Annotated in this window: 13 protein-coding genes; 1 reads left to right on the top strand and 12 read right to left on the bottom strand. The window is 42.8% G+C overall.

Annotation, left to right across the window (positions count from 1 at the left end):
- Positions 1-55: 55 nt before the first annotated feature.
- The 11 genes from JCM15548_RS02505 to JCM15548_RS02455 all read right to left on the bottom strand — a co-directional run bounded on the left by JCM15548_RS02505 (position 56) and on the right by JCM15548_RS02455 (position 13,064).
- Complete coding sequence (locus tag JCM15548_RS02505; RefSeq protein ID WP_062122301.1) at positions 56-313, bottom strand: hypothetical protein; 258 nt, start codon at positions 311-313, stop codon at positions 56-58.
- Positions 295-1,095 (bottom strand): GNAT family N-acetyltransferase, encoded by an 801-nt coding sequence (locus JCM15548_RS02500; protein WP_062122300.1) that lies wholly within the window; start codon positions 1,093-1,095, stop codon positions 295-297. The genes JCM15548_RS02505 and JCM15548_RS02500 overlap by 19 nt, the downstream gene beginning before the upstream one ends.
- A gap of 208 nt (positions 1,096-1,303) precedes the next feature.
- Positions 1,304-2,338, bottom strand: a complete 1,035-nt coding sequence (locus tag JCM15548_RS02495) for a GNAT family N-acetyltransferase (RefSeq protein WP_062122299.1) — start codon at positions 2,336-2,338, stop codon at positions 1,304-1,306.
- A 47-nt stretch (positions 2,339-2,385) separates the two neighbouring features.
- The gene (locus tag JCM15548_RS02490; RefSeq protein WP_062122298.1) at positions 2,386-3,612 is read right to left on the bottom strand and encodes a hypothetical protein; all 1,227 of its coding nucleotides are present in this window, start codon (positions 3,610-3,612) and stop codon (positions 2,386-2,388) included.
- Between the two features lie 21 nt (positions 3,613-3,633).
- Complete coding sequence (locus JCM15548_RS02485) at positions 3,634-4,716, bottom strand: GNAT family N-acetyltransferase (RefSeq protein ID WP_062122297.1); 1,083 nt, start codon at positions 4,714-4,716, stop codon at positions 3,634-3,636.
- 194 nt (positions 4,717-4,910) lie between these two features.
- Positions 4,911-5,978, bottom strand: coding sequence for a protein kinase family protein (locus tag JCM15548_RS02480; RefSeq protein ID WP_162198165.1), 1,068 nt, complete (start codon positions 5,976-5,978; stop codon positions 4,911-4,913).
- 465 nt (positions 5,979-6,443) lie between these two features.
- On the bottom strand, positions 6,444-7,502 hold the full coding sequence (locus tag JCM15548_RS02475) for a GNAT family N-acetyltransferase (protein WP_083984926.1): 1,059 nt from the start codon (positions 7,500-7,502) through the stop codon (positions 6,444-6,446).
- A gap of 247 nt (positions 7,503-7,749) precedes the next feature.
- Entirely contained in the window at positions 7,750-8,304 is a 555-nt protein-coding gene (def, locus tag JCM15548_RS02470) for a peptide deformylase (RefSeq protein ID WP_062122294.1), read from the bottom strand.
- A 39-nt stretch (positions 8,305-8,343) separates the two neighbouring features.
- Positions 8,344-8,778 carry a Holliday junction resolvase RuvX gene (gene ruvX, locus JCM15548_RS02465; RefSeq protein WP_227625362.1) on the bottom strand — a complete coding sequence of 145 codons (435 nt, stop codon included), beginning with the start codon at positions 8,776-8,778 and terminating at the stop codon, positions 8,344-8,346.
- Between the two features lie 149 nt (positions 8,779-8,927).
- A complete protein-coding gene (gene ppdK, locus JCM15548_RS02460; protein WP_062122293.1) occupies positions 8,928-11,633 on the bottom strand; it encodes a pyruvate, phosphate dikinase in 2,706 nt (901 codons plus the stop codon).
- Positions 11,634-12,053: 420 nt separating this feature from the next.
- A complete protein-coding gene (locus JCM15548_RS02455) occupies positions 12,054-13,064 on the bottom strand; it encodes a dihydroorotate dehydrogenase-like protein (RefSeq protein WP_062122292.1) in 1,011 nt (336 codons plus the stop codon).
- A 240-nt stretch (positions 13,065-13,304) separates the two neighbouring features.
- Between JCM15548_RS02455 and JCM15548_RS02450 the strand changes: the two genes are divergently transcribed.
- On the top strand, positions 13,305-14,018 hold the full coding sequence (locus JCM15548_RS02450; RefSeq protein ID WP_062122291.1) for an FkbM family methyltransferase: 714 nt from the start codon (positions 13,305-13,307) through the stop codon (positions 14,016-14,018).
- A gap of 158 nt (positions 14,019-14,176) precedes the next feature.
- Here JCM15548_RS02450 and nifJ read toward each other — a convergent pair whose 3' ends face one another.
- A complete protein-coding gene (gene nifJ, locus JCM15548_RS02445; RefSeq protein WP_062122290.1) occupies positions 14,177-17,716 on the bottom strand; it encodes a pyruvate:ferredoxin (flavodoxin) oxidoreductase in 3,540 nt (1,179 codons plus the stop codon).
- Between the last annotated feature and the right edge of the window lie 4 nt (positions 17,717-17,720).

The raw sequence follows: 17,720 nt of genomic DNA, 5'->3' as shown, positions 1-17,720 counted from the left end.
GACTCCTTTGCGTTGCCATAAAGATAGTTAAACAGTCACAATAAAATGCCGTAAATCAATTAACAATCTGCTTAAACAAATTGACAATTCGACTATCTTTAGGAAATGAACGGCCCAGATTCAACAAGGGATTAATCAAACGATGCGGATAACATAAAAAATTCGTGGTTGCACCATATACCATCCTTTTCTCTGCCCCCTTCGATTGCTTGCTCCTTTCGAGTCCGGAACTACCGGCATCGCCGGTTCCTCCCAGATTATAGGAGCGAACGCCAGCTTCCCTATATTGGTGGATCAATTCAAAATCTGCCAAGCTGCTAAGCCATACTGATAGGCCAAATTATCGGATCCAACCAATAAATTAAAAACCCTGCCACCCACTTCAATATTGAACAAAACAGAGTGGGGCACTTCATCCCCTTCCAATTTCACCAGATAAAACTTCCCAACCTTCATGTCCAGCAAGCGCTGAAGACAAGATTCATCCATATAGGGAAGATAAAAAGGATCGTATTCCTTTCCATATTTGGAGACGCGTTGCTCCAGAGTGTTATTCAATAATTCAATCAATCGCCGTATCAATTGGGGATCATCTCTGTTAACCAAAACCGCCTTCAACTTTTTGGCCTTTTTGACATTTCGTTTAAGATTCTGGCTAAAGGAAACATGGCCCGATTCAGGCTGAAGATCCACCACAAACTCGTATCGCTCATTGGGGTAAAAATCAGGCACCTCGCATACCAGGCCAGATGGCTGATCATATGACCCAATTATCACCCTTTGTATACACTCGACTCGGGCAAAATCCAATAAGGCCCCACAACAGTCATTCAATAGTTCCTGGCTCGGCTCCTTTAAGGCGGGACCCGTATAAAAAAAGAGCTGATCGCCCTTTATTCTTCCCTGCTTCACCCACAAACCGGCCAACTTCCCGACAACCTCTCCACTTAATTTGAAATTAAAAAAAACAGCACAATGGTATTGATTGCTAACCGATTCAACCCATTCTTTGGTATTAAAAACACCACACTGAAAGCGCTCAATATCCTCACACCAAACAGAAGCATCTACTTTTTCAATTGTCATTACATTCATTTAACCCAGGGTTTGTTTAATAGCGTCAGATAACCGTGACACTGACACCAAGTTAACAAGCAAGAACCTCGATTGTTCATGCTTAAAAACCAGATACTTAAACAAATCCCAAGTATGCAGAGCAATGTTTATCAAACAACTGGAAAGCCATGCGAAACAGCCCCAAACTCACCAATAGAAAAACCTTATTGCTTTATGCTGCATCAATTTACCAATTTTTTATCCAATCAACCAGGACATTGTTTTGAGGCAATCGCCTTCCCAGCTTCATTAAAGGGTTTAATAAAGAATAAGGAAAAACCAGACAATTGGTGGTGGCTCCATAAACCCACTTTTTTTGTCCGCCCATAGCTTGCTTGTACCGATCCAGCCCCTCATTCACTTTATCACCGGGAGCTCCTCCTGTATTATAATATTTAATATCTCTCCTTGCAGAATCCAATATGATCTGAAAATCCAGATAGGACGGAATTCCATACTCATAAGCCACCAGATCGGACCCCATCAAAAGCCCGTATACCCGATCTCCTTTTACCAAATTGAGCTGCACACTATTCGTTGTTCCATCATCGCTTTTCACCGAAAAAAAACTAACCATACCTGATTTCAGGAGCTTTCTCAAGGAAGATTCGTTCATTTTATCCAGAAAAAAAGGATTATACCTGACATTGTACTTGATCAACCGATATTTTCTGGTCAACTCTAATAATTGAAAAAGTTTTTGCAGGGATGCCTCAGAATCTGAAATATCAAGAAAAACGCCCCGATTCTCAGCCTTTTTGACATTCTTCTTAAAACCTTTACTCATACGAAAATCCTCCGCCCCCGGATTTACCAGATACTCATACCTTTTAGTAACAACAAACCCTTCAGAAGTGCAACGCATCGAATGCTGCTGGTCATAGGAACCAATGATGATTCGGCTTAACCTCATTTTCGTTAGGAGATCTTTCAAGGCTACATGGCAGGCGTCAAAGAGTTGCTGATTGGGTTCTTTCAAGGCCAGCGATGCATATGCATGAAAATATTTCCCTTTCATCCAACCTCCGTCAATGATCAAACCCGAAAGCTTTCCAACGACTTCTCCCTTGCTTATAAAATCGATAAAAAGGGGAGAACTCGCACCATCCTGCATGGATTCTACCCATTCTCTTGTTATAAAAAGGCTATAACAAAAATCTTCCAGACCGGCTTCCCATTGAAAAGCGGTCACTTCTTTTGCTTCAACTAAAAAACTTTGCATCCTATTTTATTTAAATATTTTCACCCCTACACTAATGTTCACCTTCATCAACCATATACCAGAGCGTACATAGGAATATATGGTTGTCCCTGAATGATTCTTCCCATCATGGCACAGACTCTGTGACGACCGTGTATGCATGCCCCCTTGTGAAAGGTCAATAAATTTTTCTTCGAAAAACCAGCGATTTCCATGTCTGACATCACTTTCAAACCCTTATAATAATCCGAGGAGTATAAAATCGGATACTTCATTTTTCGAATATACTCCAAGGCTTCACCATAGGGAACAACACCCTTTCTAAACGAAAACCGAATACTATTGATGAAATAATTATTTCCCTTTTGCCAAAAATCAAGATTCTTATATAAGGGAACATGAGCATTTTTCACATCCAAAAGCTCCGTTTCCACAATCCGGTCAGTCAGGGAATTAAGTCTGTTATCCGCTTTGAAATAATCTATAATATCTCCCACCTTTGACAACTTCCGCTGATTTGTTATTAGGTCATAATGATCTTTTCGCCAATACCAGTTCGGAGAGTCATTTGGCTCAATCAACATGTCACGAAATTCGTCCTCTGTCAGTTTTTTGACCTCCATGCGACAAGTGCGTAAAAGCCAATTGGAATTCAACAAAAGATTTACACTGGCCATCCGGCTGTAAAACCTAACCATCCGTTTGTAAAAAGACCAATAATTGGAAGCCTTTCCAAGGTTCGATAGAAAATTAATCCAAACAAACCTAAGGGGCACGTTCTGCATCCTATTTATAAAGACCTGAGTATTCCCGGGAGTGCGCAATTTCAACCCATTATAATCTAAAACCTTAAGCTCACCTACAGTACTAAATGAAAATCGGTTAGTCCCACAAGTATAACCCAACTTGCCTTTTTGAAAACGGAACAATCTAACATAACACCCTTTTCGATAGGCAACTACCACCAAATCATTACGATTTACAACGTCAAATCCTAACAAAGACAATTGATTAAAAAAATGATTTTCATCCTTTGAAGAAGAAGGAACCTCAATCGCCATTTCATCATAAGCTTGTGTTAGCGACAAAGTGCCTTTGTGAAACAAGGTCGATAAAGAACTGCCATACATCCAATGATGAATATGACTCTTGGTTAACAAATCCTCGAGGACGCTTAAATTATCCTTTCTAACCGCCAACGAGCGCTCTATGCCAATTTGCGACCAATAGGCGTGATAATAATCAAAATCCAATGGCCACCACTGACGCCCATTACCAATGTTCAATTTATCCATACCAGATGATTTACATTACGCCTAAAAATATTCCAACACTGATTCTGAAAATAAGAGCATGGTCACCCAGATGAACAAGCGTCTGGCAGCCACTACCCATTTCGCATTTAATAAAATATACCCCAGGCCATATAAGGGATTTAACAAGCGCTGAGGAAATTGCATAAAATGCGTATAAACACCATAGGAAACATGGGCCGATGCGCCCGCTGAAAGCTTGTAAGCAGCTAAGCCCTCGCCATCTGGACCACTCGAAACGGAGCCCATATTGTAATATTGATAACGCCTGCTAGCCAAGGATTCCATTATTTGGTAATCCAGCAACTGCCGATACCCGTTTTGATAGGATAAAGGACCAGCCCCTAAAAGTAAACCGTAGGCTTTCCCATCTTTTTCAAGACTTAACTGAATGCCTTGAAGGCCCTGCTCATCCTCAATTAAATAAAAACGCCCCAGACCATTGGCCAGCAATCTTCGGACACTCTCTAAAGAAAGATTCTTCAAATAAAATGGATTGTAGTCCTTATAATTCTTTTTCACCCGATGACTCAGGGTATGAATCATTAAATGTCTTAACTCCTGCTCCAGACCAGGTTCGGTAACCACCCTAAACCGTCCGCCATGTTCCTTGGATTTTTTTAGATTTCTCTTAAAATTTCGGTTATACCGAATGCCAGATTCATCCTTGGGAAAATCCGTAATAAACTCAAGCATTTCTGTTTTGTAAAAGAATCTATTTTTAACAGGAAATGAGATCGGTTGACCAAGGCTCTTTATTTCAATCCTATTAAATCCATGGGCCTCACAATACTTATAAAGCACAAAAAAACAGCTGTCATATATGCTGTTATCACTCTCAACCATCGCCAGCCCCCCATATATATACAAAACCCTTCCTTTCCAGAATGATTGAGTGAATGTAAGTCCCGCAATTTTTGCCACCACTTCTGAACCTTTGACAAAATCAAAATATACAGGTTGGCAAAACTCATCGGCCAAAGCCTCAAGCCATTCGCTGGTTATAAATAAACTATGATCAAAATGTATAAGAGATTTATTCCATTCCAGAGAATCCTTCTCCACCACCATTATTCCTTTTTCCATTTTTCTATTTCTTCTCAAAAAGACCCACAATCAACCATTGATCCTATATACACCAGAAACAAAATGAGGCATAGCGCCCACCGACATTTTATAGGCAGATAATCCCTTATCTCCTTTGTCACTGTCGCTGCGGCCAGATTATAATATAATATCAAATTTATCATGTTTCCCGATGCCTTATATGCTTTTCCCTGCTAAGGATTATGATTTGTTTTTTGTATCCTGTTTTCATTATTCCATATTTCAGAAATCTTCTTCCGTATAATCCATCGCATAGTTCGTAATCCTGATGCTCTATATATGCGATACAACAAACCTCTGGATCTAACCCTGTTAAAACAACTTTCAGCAAACGTCAAATACCATGCATCTTGAGTAAAACTATATTTATAAAGGGCTTCAACTCCATACCAAATGGAACTTACAACCTCCATTTTAAGTAAACGGTCATAATCTTCCTTTCTAAAAACACCGAAATAGGTCTGTAAAACAAACTTCTTCCGATAGGGAAGTAAGTAAAGTGTTAGGGAGGACAGGTCATAAAACAAATTACCCATTGCCGCATACTCCCAATCTAAAATCCGCACGCCTACTTGACCGAAATTCTTGATTCCTGAAGATCGAAATCGCGTGGAATTTTCCGCCAATGAGTTATTGGCAGAAAAAATAAAGTTCTCATAATGCAAGTCATTATGAGAAAGCACCCTGTAGGCTTCCTCCTTTATCCACGGCTCGCTATAAATCGCATTCAATTTTACCATCAGCTCCTCAAAATCATCCGGAAATCGAACACCTTCTTTTTGCGCCCTTTGAACGAGACCATTAATTTCATCGGTAGGATAAAAGCTACCGTTTACCTTGGCATTAGAATGCACTCTCTTAATGGTATGAACGATTTCTTTCAGAAACTTTTTGCTGGAAAAAAGTGATAAAGACAACTTATATCCTTCAATGGCTTTCGTCATCAATATTCCGGTCGATTCATTGAAAAGAAGTAGTTGTGGCCCAATCCTCAATTGCGAAACAGCCATTAGAACTTCCTTTTCCACATCGGGTTTTACAACACTCAACCCAGAATGAAACTTATGCGGTAATCGTATATAAACAGCCCCCTTCTTTCCTTCAGCTCGAAATACGATATTACTATTGCTGTTTATAGCGGTCCAATTGATCTGTTCAATCATCTCATCGACTTCCTTCCTGAGAATAAGCCGTACAGACGTATCAGATTTAATAACATTATACAATTCCTCGCGAACCATGCCATCTATTATAATTGCACAAAAAAACAACCAGTTCAAATATTCTGTTTTGCATCGTCCGAAAGAACTTGTCAGACAAAACAATTCTTTATCTGATAAATAATTTTAAACAAAAACAAGCACCTCAATCAACAGTCACCCGGGAGATAAAAAAGGAAAAACTCAGGAACTTTTAAGCAGCCCCCCCTGACAAGAAGGTTGTTATGAATTCCTTATTGAATTTTCAATAAAACGAAATCCACCATAAAAATAAAATAACAATTTGTTAACATTGGTTTTGATTGATAAACCCAACGGAAAAATTGATTAACGTCAATTATAAGTTCCAAAACAAATCTTCACGCCACTGTGAAGCGGACAGCCGCCTAATTTCAATGCACATTCGGCTGTTACATTTTTTTGCCAACAAAAACAGTTTATGTGCAATGGGGCCAAAATCCATATTAACAGGAGAACAAGTGCGGCCTATGAAAAATTTAAAAGTCGAATGGCACTTCTGCCAAAATTCAGGACAGGGTTATCTGGCAAGGCTTTACTCAGACGAATTAAAGGATTGAGCAACTTGTAAGGAAAGGTAAGGAAGTAGGTGTAATAACCGTACCTGGTCAATTCCCGACTGCCCTGAGCCTCTTTATACCTCTGCAGACCAAGTCCGCCCTCACTTTCACCAGGCCCTGAACCTAAATTATAATACCGGGCCCTTTCCGCAAAAGCCTTTTTGGAAATATTCTGATCAATAAAAGAAGGAATACCCTTGCTATAAGCCAGATCATCTGAACCCATCAAAAGGGCAAAAATTCTCCCATCATGTTCTATATTAAACTGAGCACTGTGAATAACCCCATCTATTTCAGCGTAATGCAGAATCCCTAAACCTGTATCCAGCAATTTGGTGAGGGCTTTTTTGTTCAAATTAAGAAAATACATCGGGTCATAATCATGTCCATATTTCATCCTCCTTTTCACCCTGGTGTTGTCCATCAATTCAAACAAACGATCCAACACTTCCAATGATCTGCTTGACTTAAAAACAGCTCCTGCCTTTCTGGCTTTTTTAGCATTCTGCTTAAAACCATATTTAAACTTGACCTTTTCTTTAAAATCAGAATAAATGACCACATGTTCCCTGGCCATCGTGCTAAAATAATTTGGCAGGTCCAGAACCTCATGAACCTCCTGTTCAAAGGGGCGAATATGAACCCTCGAAAAACCTTCTTTTAAAGAATAATGATACAATGCCTTCAGACACTCAGCGAAAATATCAGAATTCCACTTTTTTAAAGCAGGACCTGAGGTAAAGTAGAGGTGCTGCCCCTTTAATAATCCCTTTTGGAGTATTAAACCAGTCACCTTCCCAAGCACTTCACCATTATGTACAAAATTCAAATAGATATCTTTTGAAAAATCATTGGTCAAGGAACTCACCCATTGCCATGTGTTGAATAAACCAACATTAAAGGCATCCATATCGACTCGCCACGCATCCATATCAACTCTATGAACTTCGAGGTTTAAACCTTTCATAATCGAGAAATTTGGGAACAGAAAACCAATCGTTTCCCTGTTAAAACAAAATTACAACATGAAAACATAGCATCCCACCCCATTCCACTAACTGCGCTAATAACTTGACTAATCAAGAAGATGTTTCAATTAAAACAACTGCACCTTGAGTGCCTCTCCATTCGCCATTACCATGAAAAGCAAAAAAGGCATTTTGAGTTTATTAAAAACCCAAATGCCTTTTTGCTCCTTTAAAATAGAAATGCCTTTACTTAGGTAACTTTATTCTATAATCCACATCCACCTTACCCACCGTGATGGCGTTCAATTTACCTTTAATAAGCCGCCGGCGTAGTGGTGAGAGATAGTCAACAAACAATTTTCCTTCAATATGATCGTACTCGTGTTGCACGATACGGGCAGCAAAGCCTTCATAAACCTCATCACGCGGTTCAAAATGCTCATCTAGGAATTTAATCCGGATACGATCGGGACGGGACACCTCCTCACGAATACCGGGGAGGCTTAAACAGCCTTCCGATTCCATAACCTTAGAAGGGCTTCTTTCAACAATCTCCGCATTGATAAAAGTGTGCTTGAAATTTTTCAATTCGGGAAAATCCTCCGCCAGACCATTCCCATCGATGACAAACAAACGAATGGGGAGCCCGATTTGAGGTGCGGCCAGACCAACGCCATCAGAATGGTACATGGTTTCCCACATATTGGTGTGCAGCTCAGAAAAATTTTCATAATCGGGTCCGATCTCCGTAGCTACTTTGCGCAACACTGGATGACCATATACATAAACAGGCAAAATCATGATAAAAAACGCTTTAAAAATTCTATATACTTCCACTCATCAACGGCCAAAATCGCGGGATTCTAAATAGGACTGCAAAATAATGGTCGCACTAATTTTGTCAATCATCGCCTTATCCCTTCGGGCCTTTTTCCCCAATCCACCATCAATCATCGCTTGAAAAGCCATCTGGCTGGTGTAACGCTCGTCCACCCATTCAACAGTTATATGCGGGAACTTGTTCTTTAAACTTTGAACAAAAGGTTTGATATAAGCCATGGATTCAGAGTCCTCTCCATTAGTTTGCCGGGCATAGCCGACTACGAACAAGTCGACTTGCTCGTTCTCAAGATACTTAACCAAAAAGGGCAAGACCTCATGTATAACCAAGGTTGTTAAGCCATTGGCAATTATTTGTGAGGGATCAGTGACCGCAATCCCTACACGTTTTTTACCCACATCAAAAGCAACTAATCTTCCCAATGTCCTTTTCATTAACCGACTGGTTTTTTCACCGGCCAGCCGACAAAATTAACTAAAATATTTGAATCGGCATGGTGGACACAAAACCCGGGGCAATCAATAAAAAAGGGACCGCCCCTTTTTAAAGACGGTCCCCCCAAATATGAAAAAGAAAACAACACTTACTTCACAGCAGCTTGTGCAGCAGCCAGACGGGCAATAGGCACCCTGTATGGTGAACAACTGACATAGTCCATTCCCACACCGTGACAGAACTCTACAGAGGATGGCTCGCCACCATGCTCGCCACAAATTCCTACTTTAAGATCTGGTTTGACAGAGCGTCCTTTCTGAGTTCCCATTTGAACCAGCTGACCAACACCTTCCTGATCCAAAACCTGGAAAGGATCATGCTTCAGAATTCCCTTATCCATATAGATAGGAAGAAAAGTTCCGGCATCATCACGGGAATAACCAAAGGTCATTTGCGTCAAGTCATTGGTTCCGAAAGAGAAAAAGTCAGCTTCAGCAGCAATCAGATCAGCTGTTAATGCCGCACGTGGAATCTCAATCATGGTACCTACCAGATAGTCAATTTTATCGCCACGCTCTTCAAATACTTTTTCAGCAGTAGCGCGAATAATATCCGCCTGCATTTTATATTCTTTCAAGGTACCAATGAGTGGCACCATGATTTCAGGACGGGCATCCACCCCTTTGGCTTTCAAATTCAAGGCCGCTTCGATGATGGCACGGGCCTGCATTTCAGTGATTTCAGGATAGGTGTTTCCTAATCGACAACCGCGATGTCCCAACATAGGGTTAAACTCCTCCAGAGAATCCACCTTGGCCTTCACCACATCCACACTTACACCCATTTCCTGAGCCAGCTCTTTCTGAGTGGCCAACTGGTGGGGTACAAATTCATGCAATGGCGGATCAAGCAGACGCACAGTCACACCGTAACCGGCCATGGCTTCAAAGATACCTTCAAAATCTTCGCGCTGATAAGGCAATAGTTTGGCCAAAGCCCGCTTACGCCCATCAGTAGTGGATGCCAAAATCATTTCACGCATCGCTTTGATACGGGCACCTTCAAAAAACATGTGCTCGGTGCGGCACAGACCAATTCCCTGCGCGCCGAAATCACGGGCTACCTGCGCATCCTTGGGAGAATCTGCGTTGGTGCGCACATTCATTTTGGTAAACTTGGCTGACAAGTCCATGATCAAACCAAAATCACCACTCATATCGGGCTTGCGTGTCAACACTTTGCCTTCATATACTTCACCACTGGTACCGTTCAATGAAATCCAGGCGCCTTCCTCATATACTTTTCCATCAATGGTGAGGGTACGTGCCTTATAGTCGATTTTCAGAGCACCGGCACCCGACACACAGCACTTACCCATACCGCGGGCCACAACAGCTGCGTGGGAGGTCATACCACCACGGGCGGTTAAAATACCACGAGCAATGTTCATACCTTCCAAATCTTCGGGAGAGGTTTCTATGCGGACCAGAATACTCTGCTCAAACTTAGCCGCCTCATCGGCAAAAAAGACGATTTGGCCGGTTGCAGCTCCCGGAGAAGCGGGCAATCCTTTGGCCAGTACATTGGCTGAACGGATGGCGACGCTGTCAAAAACCGGGTGCAATAATTCATCCAGTTTATTAGCTTCCAAACGCAACAAAGCTGTTTTGTCATCTATCTTTTTATCACGTAACAGATCCATGGCTATTTTGACCATGGCAGCACCTGTACGCTTTCCATTTCGTGTCTGAAGTATCCAGAGTTTGCCGGACTGGATGGTAAATTCCATATCCTGCATATCCTTGTAGTGATCTTCCAGTTTTTGCTGAACCACATTCAGTTCCTTATATAGTTCCGGCATGGTCTCCTCCAGCGAAGGAAATTTGGCTTTGCGATCTTCTTCAGAAACGCTTTGAAGTTTGGCCCAACGACGGCTGCCTTCAAGCGTAATTTCCTGCGGGGTACGTGTACCAGCCACCACATCTTCACCCTGGGCATTGATCAGGTATTCACCATTGAACACATCTTCACCGGTGGCTGCATCGCGTGTAAAAGCAACACCTGTAGCAGAAGTATTACCCATATTGCCAAATACCATGGACTGAACATTAACGGCAGTTCCCCATTCATCAGGAATATTATTCAAGCGTCGGTAGTAGTTGGCACGTGGATTGGTCCAACTGTCAAACACAGCCATTACCGCTCCCCATAACTGTTCCCAGGCAGACGTTGGAAAATCACGGCCTGTTTGATCTTTCACGGCCTTCTTAAATTTCACTACCAACTCTTTCAGGTCATCAACAGTCAGTTCAGTATCCAGTTCAACACCTTTGGCTTCTTTGGCCTCATCCATGATTAACTCAAAGGGATCAATGGCTTCTTTAGACTCAGGCTTCATGCCCAGCACTACGTCGCCATACATTTGCACAAAGCGGCGGTAGGAGTCCCATGCAAACCATTCGTTGCCCGACTTGGCAGCAATACCTTTTACGGCATCATCGTTCAATCCCAGATTGAGAATGGTGTCCATCATACCGGGCATGGAAGCTCGGGCACCTGAACGAACCGAAACCAGCAGGGGGTTGTTTGAATCACCAAATTTTGTATCTGTGAGTTTTTCAATGTTTGAAATAGCCGCTTCCACCTCAGCCTTTAAAAGCTCAACTACTTTTTCTTGTCCCAGTTCATTGTACTCGGTACAAACCTCAGTAGTAATTGTAAATCCCGGAGGCACAGGCACTCCAATAAGATTCATCTCAGCCAGATTGGCTCCTTTTCCTCCAAGCAGATTTTTCATATCTGCTTTTCCTTCGGCTTTGCCGTTCCCGAAGGTGTAAACACGCTTTTTGCTCATAACTGTTTTTCTGTTTTTGAATTATCGAGTTAATAATATCGTCTACATACAAATAAACTGATTTTTTTTTGTTTTTTAACTATAGAGAACGCATCAGTTTTTCTTAATTAATGTTATCACCAGTGAGGCAACACCAATAAAAACAGACCGCGCCTGCTACTTATTAATAAAACACAAAATTCAATAAAAAATAAAGCCAAAAAAAGACCGGCCAAGCAGGCCGGTCTTTCATCTTTAAAACGTCCATCTAATTATCAATAGATCGACAGGTTATTGATCATTCGGTTGACATGTGAAATAAAATACATGATATTCAACAAGTTATCCTTTCACAACCAATAAACACAGGTCTTTTAAAATCAACGACTTACACAATAATATCGAACAATACAATTATGGAAAGCTCAATAAAACAGCTTTTTAATTAACCGGATACTTTTTGGTATATTCTTTGGCTTTCATCAGAAAATCCACATATTGGGCCCGCTTGTAGGCATGCGGCTCCTTGAGGCTTTCCTTGGATACTTTTCCCTGAAAATCAGACACCGACTGGTAACCCTTTTTCTGCATCCAACCGTTGATCTCATCCAACATCCGGCTTATGTTTTTGGTGCCATTTTTATATATGGCGCTCACCACCTGCACCGCGTCCGCCCCTGCTAAAAGTGCAGCAACAATATCGCTGCCTTCGAGGAAGCCCGTATTGGCACATAAGGAACCTTTTACTTGTCCCGACAACAGACCCATGTAGCGCAAAGACAGGCGACTATCTCCTTCCTGACTCAGATTATAGGGCATTTCAAGGGTTTCTTCCCAAATATTTATATCGGGCTGAAACAAGCGGTTAAACAAAACAAAACCCGAAGCACCGGCGCCATCCAACTTTTTAATGAACGACAACGGATTGGTATAATAGGGACTTAGTTTTACCGAAACCGGAATATTCACCTTAGCAATGACCCTTTTTAAAATATCTACCTGCTCATCCTCAATGGTGCCAGGTTCTATATCCGCATCAGATATGGTTGAATAGAAATTAAGCTCCAGCGCATCAATGCCGGTTCCGGCCAGATGCATCGCATACTCATCCCAACTCTCCTTGTACAGGCAATTTAAACTGGCGATGACAGGAATGGAAAGGGCCTGTTTAAGTTCCTTAAGTGCCATCAGGTGCGCCTTGGGTCCGGAATGTTTAATATCCGGAAAAAGATTGATCATTTCCGCGTGGCGGTCGTCATACTCATGCATGTCATCGTGCATTTGAGCAGCTTCCAGATTGAGTTGTTCCTCAAACAAAGATTTATAAACGATGGCTGAAATCCCGGCTTCCTGAAGTTCCAAAGCCTTCTTCACATCGGTGGAAAGATTGGAAGCACCTGCAATTATCGGGTTTTTAAGCTTCAGTCCAAGGTAATTAATTGAAAGATCCATATTTTCGTCATTTTAATGGTTACAAATTCTGGTAACACCTCTTCAGATGCCCACCTGTTCATCATTTACAATTGTCAAATTACAAATAAAGATTTGAAATTGAAATTTTTTTTGACCGATGGCTAAAAAAGGGATGAGCAGAAACCAATCACATGTTGCACCCTAAGACTAAGTTGCACTGGATGTTTGGACACTTTGGTAATTAAAAGTATATTTCGAAAATAATTTAAACTTAAAGAGATGTCCCTTCAGAAAATGCTTCATCCTGTTTTGGTTAAAGTAAAAAAGCATGGCCAGCTTCTATCGGGCAAGTACAACCATCTTAAAAAGCAGGTGAAATGCCCGTCCGAATGGTACGGCAACACATATGGTGGCTTTTATGTTTGTCCGGACCAATTAAGCCCTGAATCCATCGTCTATTCTATAGGTATCGGTCGGGACATTTCCTTCGACAAGTCCATTCTTGCCCAACACCATTGCCAGGTATTTGGCTTTGACCCCACCCCCAACTCCATCTCCTGGGTTAAAGAAAATCCCACACCTAAAGGCTTCCGATTTTTTCCTTATGGTCTTGGAAAGACCAACACCACACAGCAATTCTATTTACCCAAAAACCCCAATGAGGTATCCGGCAGCATTGTTGAACAAAGCAATGTTTCTACACAAAATACGGTTCCGGTCGAAATTAAAACCCTCCATACCATTGCACGCGAGCTAAAGCACTCTTATATTGACGTATTAAAAATGGATATTGAAGGATCTGAATATGAGGTCATCGACTCCATTATCGACAGCCACCTCCCCATCCATCAATTGCTCATCGAATTTCACGATCGCCTGTTCCAGGACGGCCACTCGAGAACCCAAAACGCCGTCAAAAAACTGAATGCTGCCGGCTACAAAGTATTTGCCGTATCTGACAATCTCCAGGAAGTTTCCTTCATCAAAATCTAATCCCTTAAACTCGGCAAAGCTTCCAACAACCATCAACGCTCGGCGAAGTTTGTAACTTCGTCGAATCCGCTCAGGCAGTTTCCAACTGCCTTTAATAAAAATAAAAAAGGAGCAACCTCTTCAGATTGCCCCTCTTTTTTATCACTCCAGGATGGTTCTTATTCAACCACCTTATAATCGATCTCAGCCAAACGCTTATAAGTACTATAACGCCACTTGGCATTGGTTTCAGCAGCTACAAACAGTTCCTTGGCAGCTTCGGGGAAGGCCTTCATCAAAGAAGTATACCGAACCTCACCTTTCAGGAAGCTTTGGAACTTGCTCCAGTCGGGCTCTTTGGAATCCAACACAAATGGATTTTTGCCTTCATCCTCAAGCAATGGGTTGTAACGGAACAAAGACCAGTATCCGGCTTCAACCGCCAGTTTGGTTTCGTTCTGTGCACCACCCATACCGCCACGCAGACCGTGGTTGATACAAGGAGAGTAAGCAATGATCAAGGATGGTCCGGGATAGGCCTCGGCCTCTTTCAAAGCCTTGAAATACTGAGCCTGGTTGGCACCCATACCTACCTGAGCCACGTAAACGTAACCATAAGTGGTGGCCATCAGACCAAGGTCCTTCTTACGAATGCGCTTACCGGAAGCGGCAAACTTAGCGACTGCGCCAACCGGCGTTGATTTGGAAGCCTGACCTCCGGTATTGGAGTAAACTTCGGTATCCATTACCAGAATGTTCACATCCTTGCCACTGGCAATAACGTGGTCCAAACCACCGAAACCGATGTCATAAGCCCATCCGTCACCACCAAAAATCCATACGGATTTCTTCACCAGGTAGTCTTTCAATTCTGAGATGACCTGAGCCACTTCATGCTTCTCTGTCTCCAGCGCTTTCAAAACGGCATTGGAAACCTCACGGGTTTTGCTGCCATCTTCTTTGGCGGCCAACCATGCTTCAAAAGCTTCTTTAGTGGCCGGTGCCACTTCATTCATAGCTGCCTTCATGCGCAGTTCAATGCGCTCACGCATTTTATCCACCGCAGTGGCCATACCCATACCATACTCCGCGTTGTCTTCAAACAAAGAGTTGGCCCAGGCCGGACCGCGACCGTTCTTATCGGCACAATAAGGTGTGGCAGGGGCAGATCCTCCGTAGATAGAAGAACAACCGGTAGCATTGGCCACCATCATCCGGTCACCAAACAACTGCGTAATCAATTTGATGTAAGGGGTTTCTCCACAACCGGCACAAGCACCTGAGAATTCAAACAAAGGCTGAGCAAACTGCGAAGCTTTAACATTGAGCGTTTTATTCTGAATGGTATCTTTAATGCTAACCTCTTCGGCCATATAATCCCAACGATCGGTTTGCTCCATCTGACTTTCCAGCGGCTTCATAACCAAGGCCTTGGTCTTTGAAGGACAAACCTCGGCACAGTTACCACAACCGGTACAGTCCAAAACACTTACCTGAATGCGGTACTGCAGACCATCGAAACCTTTACCATTAGGCTTAAGCGTAACAGTTCCTTCCGGGGCACCGGCCAGTTCTTTTTCATCCAATAAGAAGGGACGAATGGCGGCGTGGGGACAAACATAAGAACACTGGTTACACTGAATACAGTTTTCATCCTGCCACTCGGGAACGTTCACTGCAATACCCCGCTTTTCATAAGCCGTAGTTCCGGCAGGGAAAGTACCATCCTCGCGACCCAGGAAGGAACTGACAGGTAAATCATCCCCCTTTTGGGCGTTGATGGGGAACACCATATTCTTGATAAAGTCAGGCACAGCCTTACCGTTGCCATTGGAAGCCTCATCCGCCAGAGATGCCCATTCTGCAGGCACTTCCACTTTGATCACATCCCCACCACGATCAATCGCCTGGTGGTTCATCTTCACAATTTCCTCGCCCTTCATGCCAAACGACTTGATCACGAATTTCTTCATTTGATCCACCGTTTCTTCGTAAGGAATCACATTGGCAATTTTAAAGAAGGCCGATTGCATAATGGTGTTGGTGCGGTTACCCAAACCAATTTCTTCGGCAATGGCAGTGGCGTTGATGATGTAGAACTGGATATCATTTTCTGCCATGTAACGCTTCACGTCATTGGGCAGTTTGTTCCGGGTTTCCTCGGCATCCCAGTGGCTGTTCAACAAAAAGGTCCCTCCTTTTTTAAGACCTTTGAGCATGTCGTAACGGCCCAAATAAGCAGGCACGTGACAAGCCACAAAATCAGGTGTATTGACCAGGTAAGGCGAACGAATGGGCGTGTCACCAAAACGCAGGTGAGAAATGGTAATACCTCCGGATTTCTTAGAGTCATAGGCAAAATAAGCCTGCGCATATTTATCGGTATTGTCACCAATAATTTTAATGGAGTTTTTGTTGGCACCTACGGTACCATCAGAACCCAAACCATAGAATTTACCGGCAAATGTTCCATCGGTGCTCAAATCAATTTCCGGCAGCAGCGGAAGCGACTTAAAAGTCACGTCATCTACAATACCAACCGTGAACTGATTTTTGGGCTCATTCATCTTCAGATTGTCATAAATCGAAAGAATATGAGCAGGTGTGGTGTCTTTTGAAGAAAGACCATAACGACCACCAACAATCAAAGGTGCATTTTCTTTTCCGTAGAACAACTCCAACACATCCAGGAACAACGGATCGCCGTTGGCTCCCGGTTCTTTGGTACGATCTAAAACAGCAATACGCTTGACGGATTTTGGGAAAGCCTCAAAGAAATATTTGGCCGAGAAAGGACGGTACAAGTGCACGGAAATCAAACCGACCTTGTCGCCTTTGGCATTCAAATAATCTATGGTTTCTTTAATGGTATCGGTGATCGATCCCATGGCCACCAAAATATTTTCCGCGTCCTCAGCCCCATAATAGGTAAAGGGACGGTATTTTCTTCCGGTAATCTCGGAAATCTTATCCATATAATCCGCCACCACATCAGGAATAGCGTTGTAGAAAGGATTGGAAGCTTCGCGCGACTGGAAATAAATATCCGGATTCTGAGCCGTTCCTCTGGTGACCGGACGCTCAGGATTCAAAGAATTTTGACGGAATTTCAAAAGAGCTTCTTTGTCGAGCAACTGCTCCAACACATCCTGATCAATGGCTTCCACTTTCTGAATCTCGTGAGAAGTACGGAAACCATCGAAGAAATGGAGGAAAGGAATGCGTGTTTTAATGGATGCCAAATGGGCAATACCTGCCAGATCCATCACTTCCTGAACACTGCCGGTAGCCATCATGGCAAACCCGCTTTGGCGGGTGGACATCACATCACTGTGATCGCCAAAGATTGAAAGCGCCTGCGCAGCCAGACTACGGGCACTCACGTGAAAAACGCCTGGCAATAATTCCCCTGCAATTTTATACATATTGGGGATCATCAATAACAATCCCTGCGATGCAGTAAATGTAGAAGTAAGCGCCCCGGCCTGTAAGGAACCGTGAACTGCACCGGCAGCTCCAGCTTCAGATTGCATCTCCTCCAACTTAACAGTTTCTCCGAAGATGTTTTTTCTTCCATTGGCTGCCCACTCATCGATGTATTCGGCCATGTTGGAAGAAGGTGTAATGGGGTAAATGGCTGCCACTTCGCTGAACATATAAGCGATATGAGCTGCGGCATAGTTCCCATCACAGGTAATAAACTTCTTTGCTTTTGCCATTTGT

It is taken from the genome of Geofilum rubicundum JCM 15548, from assembly GCF_000974365.1.
Lineage (GTDB): Bacteria > Bacteroidota > Bacteroidia > Bacteroidales > Marinilabiliaceae > Geofilum > Geofilum rubicundum.
The sequence above is the reverse complement of the archived record's forward strand: the minus strand, read 5'-3'. Positions and strand labels throughout refer to the sequence as shown.

Excerpts from the sequence above, each read along its gene's own strand:
- JCM15548_RS02480 (WP_162198165.1), bottom strand. The coding sequence starts at position 5,978 with ATGGTTCGCGAGGAATTGTATAATGTTATTAAATCTGATACGTCTGTA.
- JCM15548_RS02475 (WP_083984926.1), bottom strand. The coding sequence starts at position 7,502 with ATGAAAGGTTTAAACCTCGAAGTTCATAGAGTTGATATGGATGCGTGG.
- ppdK (WP_062122293.1), bottom strand. The coding sequence starts at position 11,633 with ATGAGCAAAAAGCGTGTTTACACCTTCGGGAACGGCAAAGCCGAAGGA.
- JCM15548_RS02490 (WP_062122298.1), bottom strand. The coding sequence starts at position 3,612 with ATGGATAAATTGAACATTGGTAATGGGCGTCAGTGGTGGCCATTGGAT.
- JCM15548_RS02485 (WP_062122297.1), bottom strand. The coding sequence starts at position 4,716 with ATGGAAAAAGGAATAATGGTGGTGGAGAAGGATTCTCTGGAATGGAAT.
- nifJ (WP_062122290.1), bottom strand. The coding sequence starts at position 17,716 with ATGGCAAAAGCAAAGAAGTTTATTACCTGTGATGGGAACTATGCCGCA.
- JCM15548_RS02450 (WP_062122291.1), top strand. The coding sequence starts at position 13,305 with ATGTCCCTTCAGAAAATGCTTCATCCTGTTTTGGTTAAAGTAAAAAAG.
- ruvX (WP_227625362.1), bottom strand. The coding sequence starts at position 8,778 with ATGAAAAGGACATTGGGAAGATTAGTTGCTTTTGATGTGGGTAAAAAA.
- JCM15548_RS02500 (WP_062122300.1), bottom strand. The coding sequence starts at position 1,095 with ATGAATGTAATGACAATTGAAAAAGTAGATGCTTCTGTTTGGTGTGAG.
- def (WP_062122294.1), bottom strand. The coding sequence starts at position 8,304 with ATGATTTTGCCTGTTTATGTATATGGTCATCCAGTGTTGCGCAAAGTA.
- JCM15548_RS02455 (WP_062122292.1), bottom strand. The coding sequence starts at position 13,064 with ATGGATCTTTCAATTAATTACCTTGGACTGAAGCTTAAAAACCCGATA.
- JCM15548_RS02495 (WP_062122299.1), bottom strand. The coding sequence starts at position 2,338 with ATGCAAAGTTTTTTAGTTGAAGCAAAAGAAGTGACCGCTTTTCAATGG.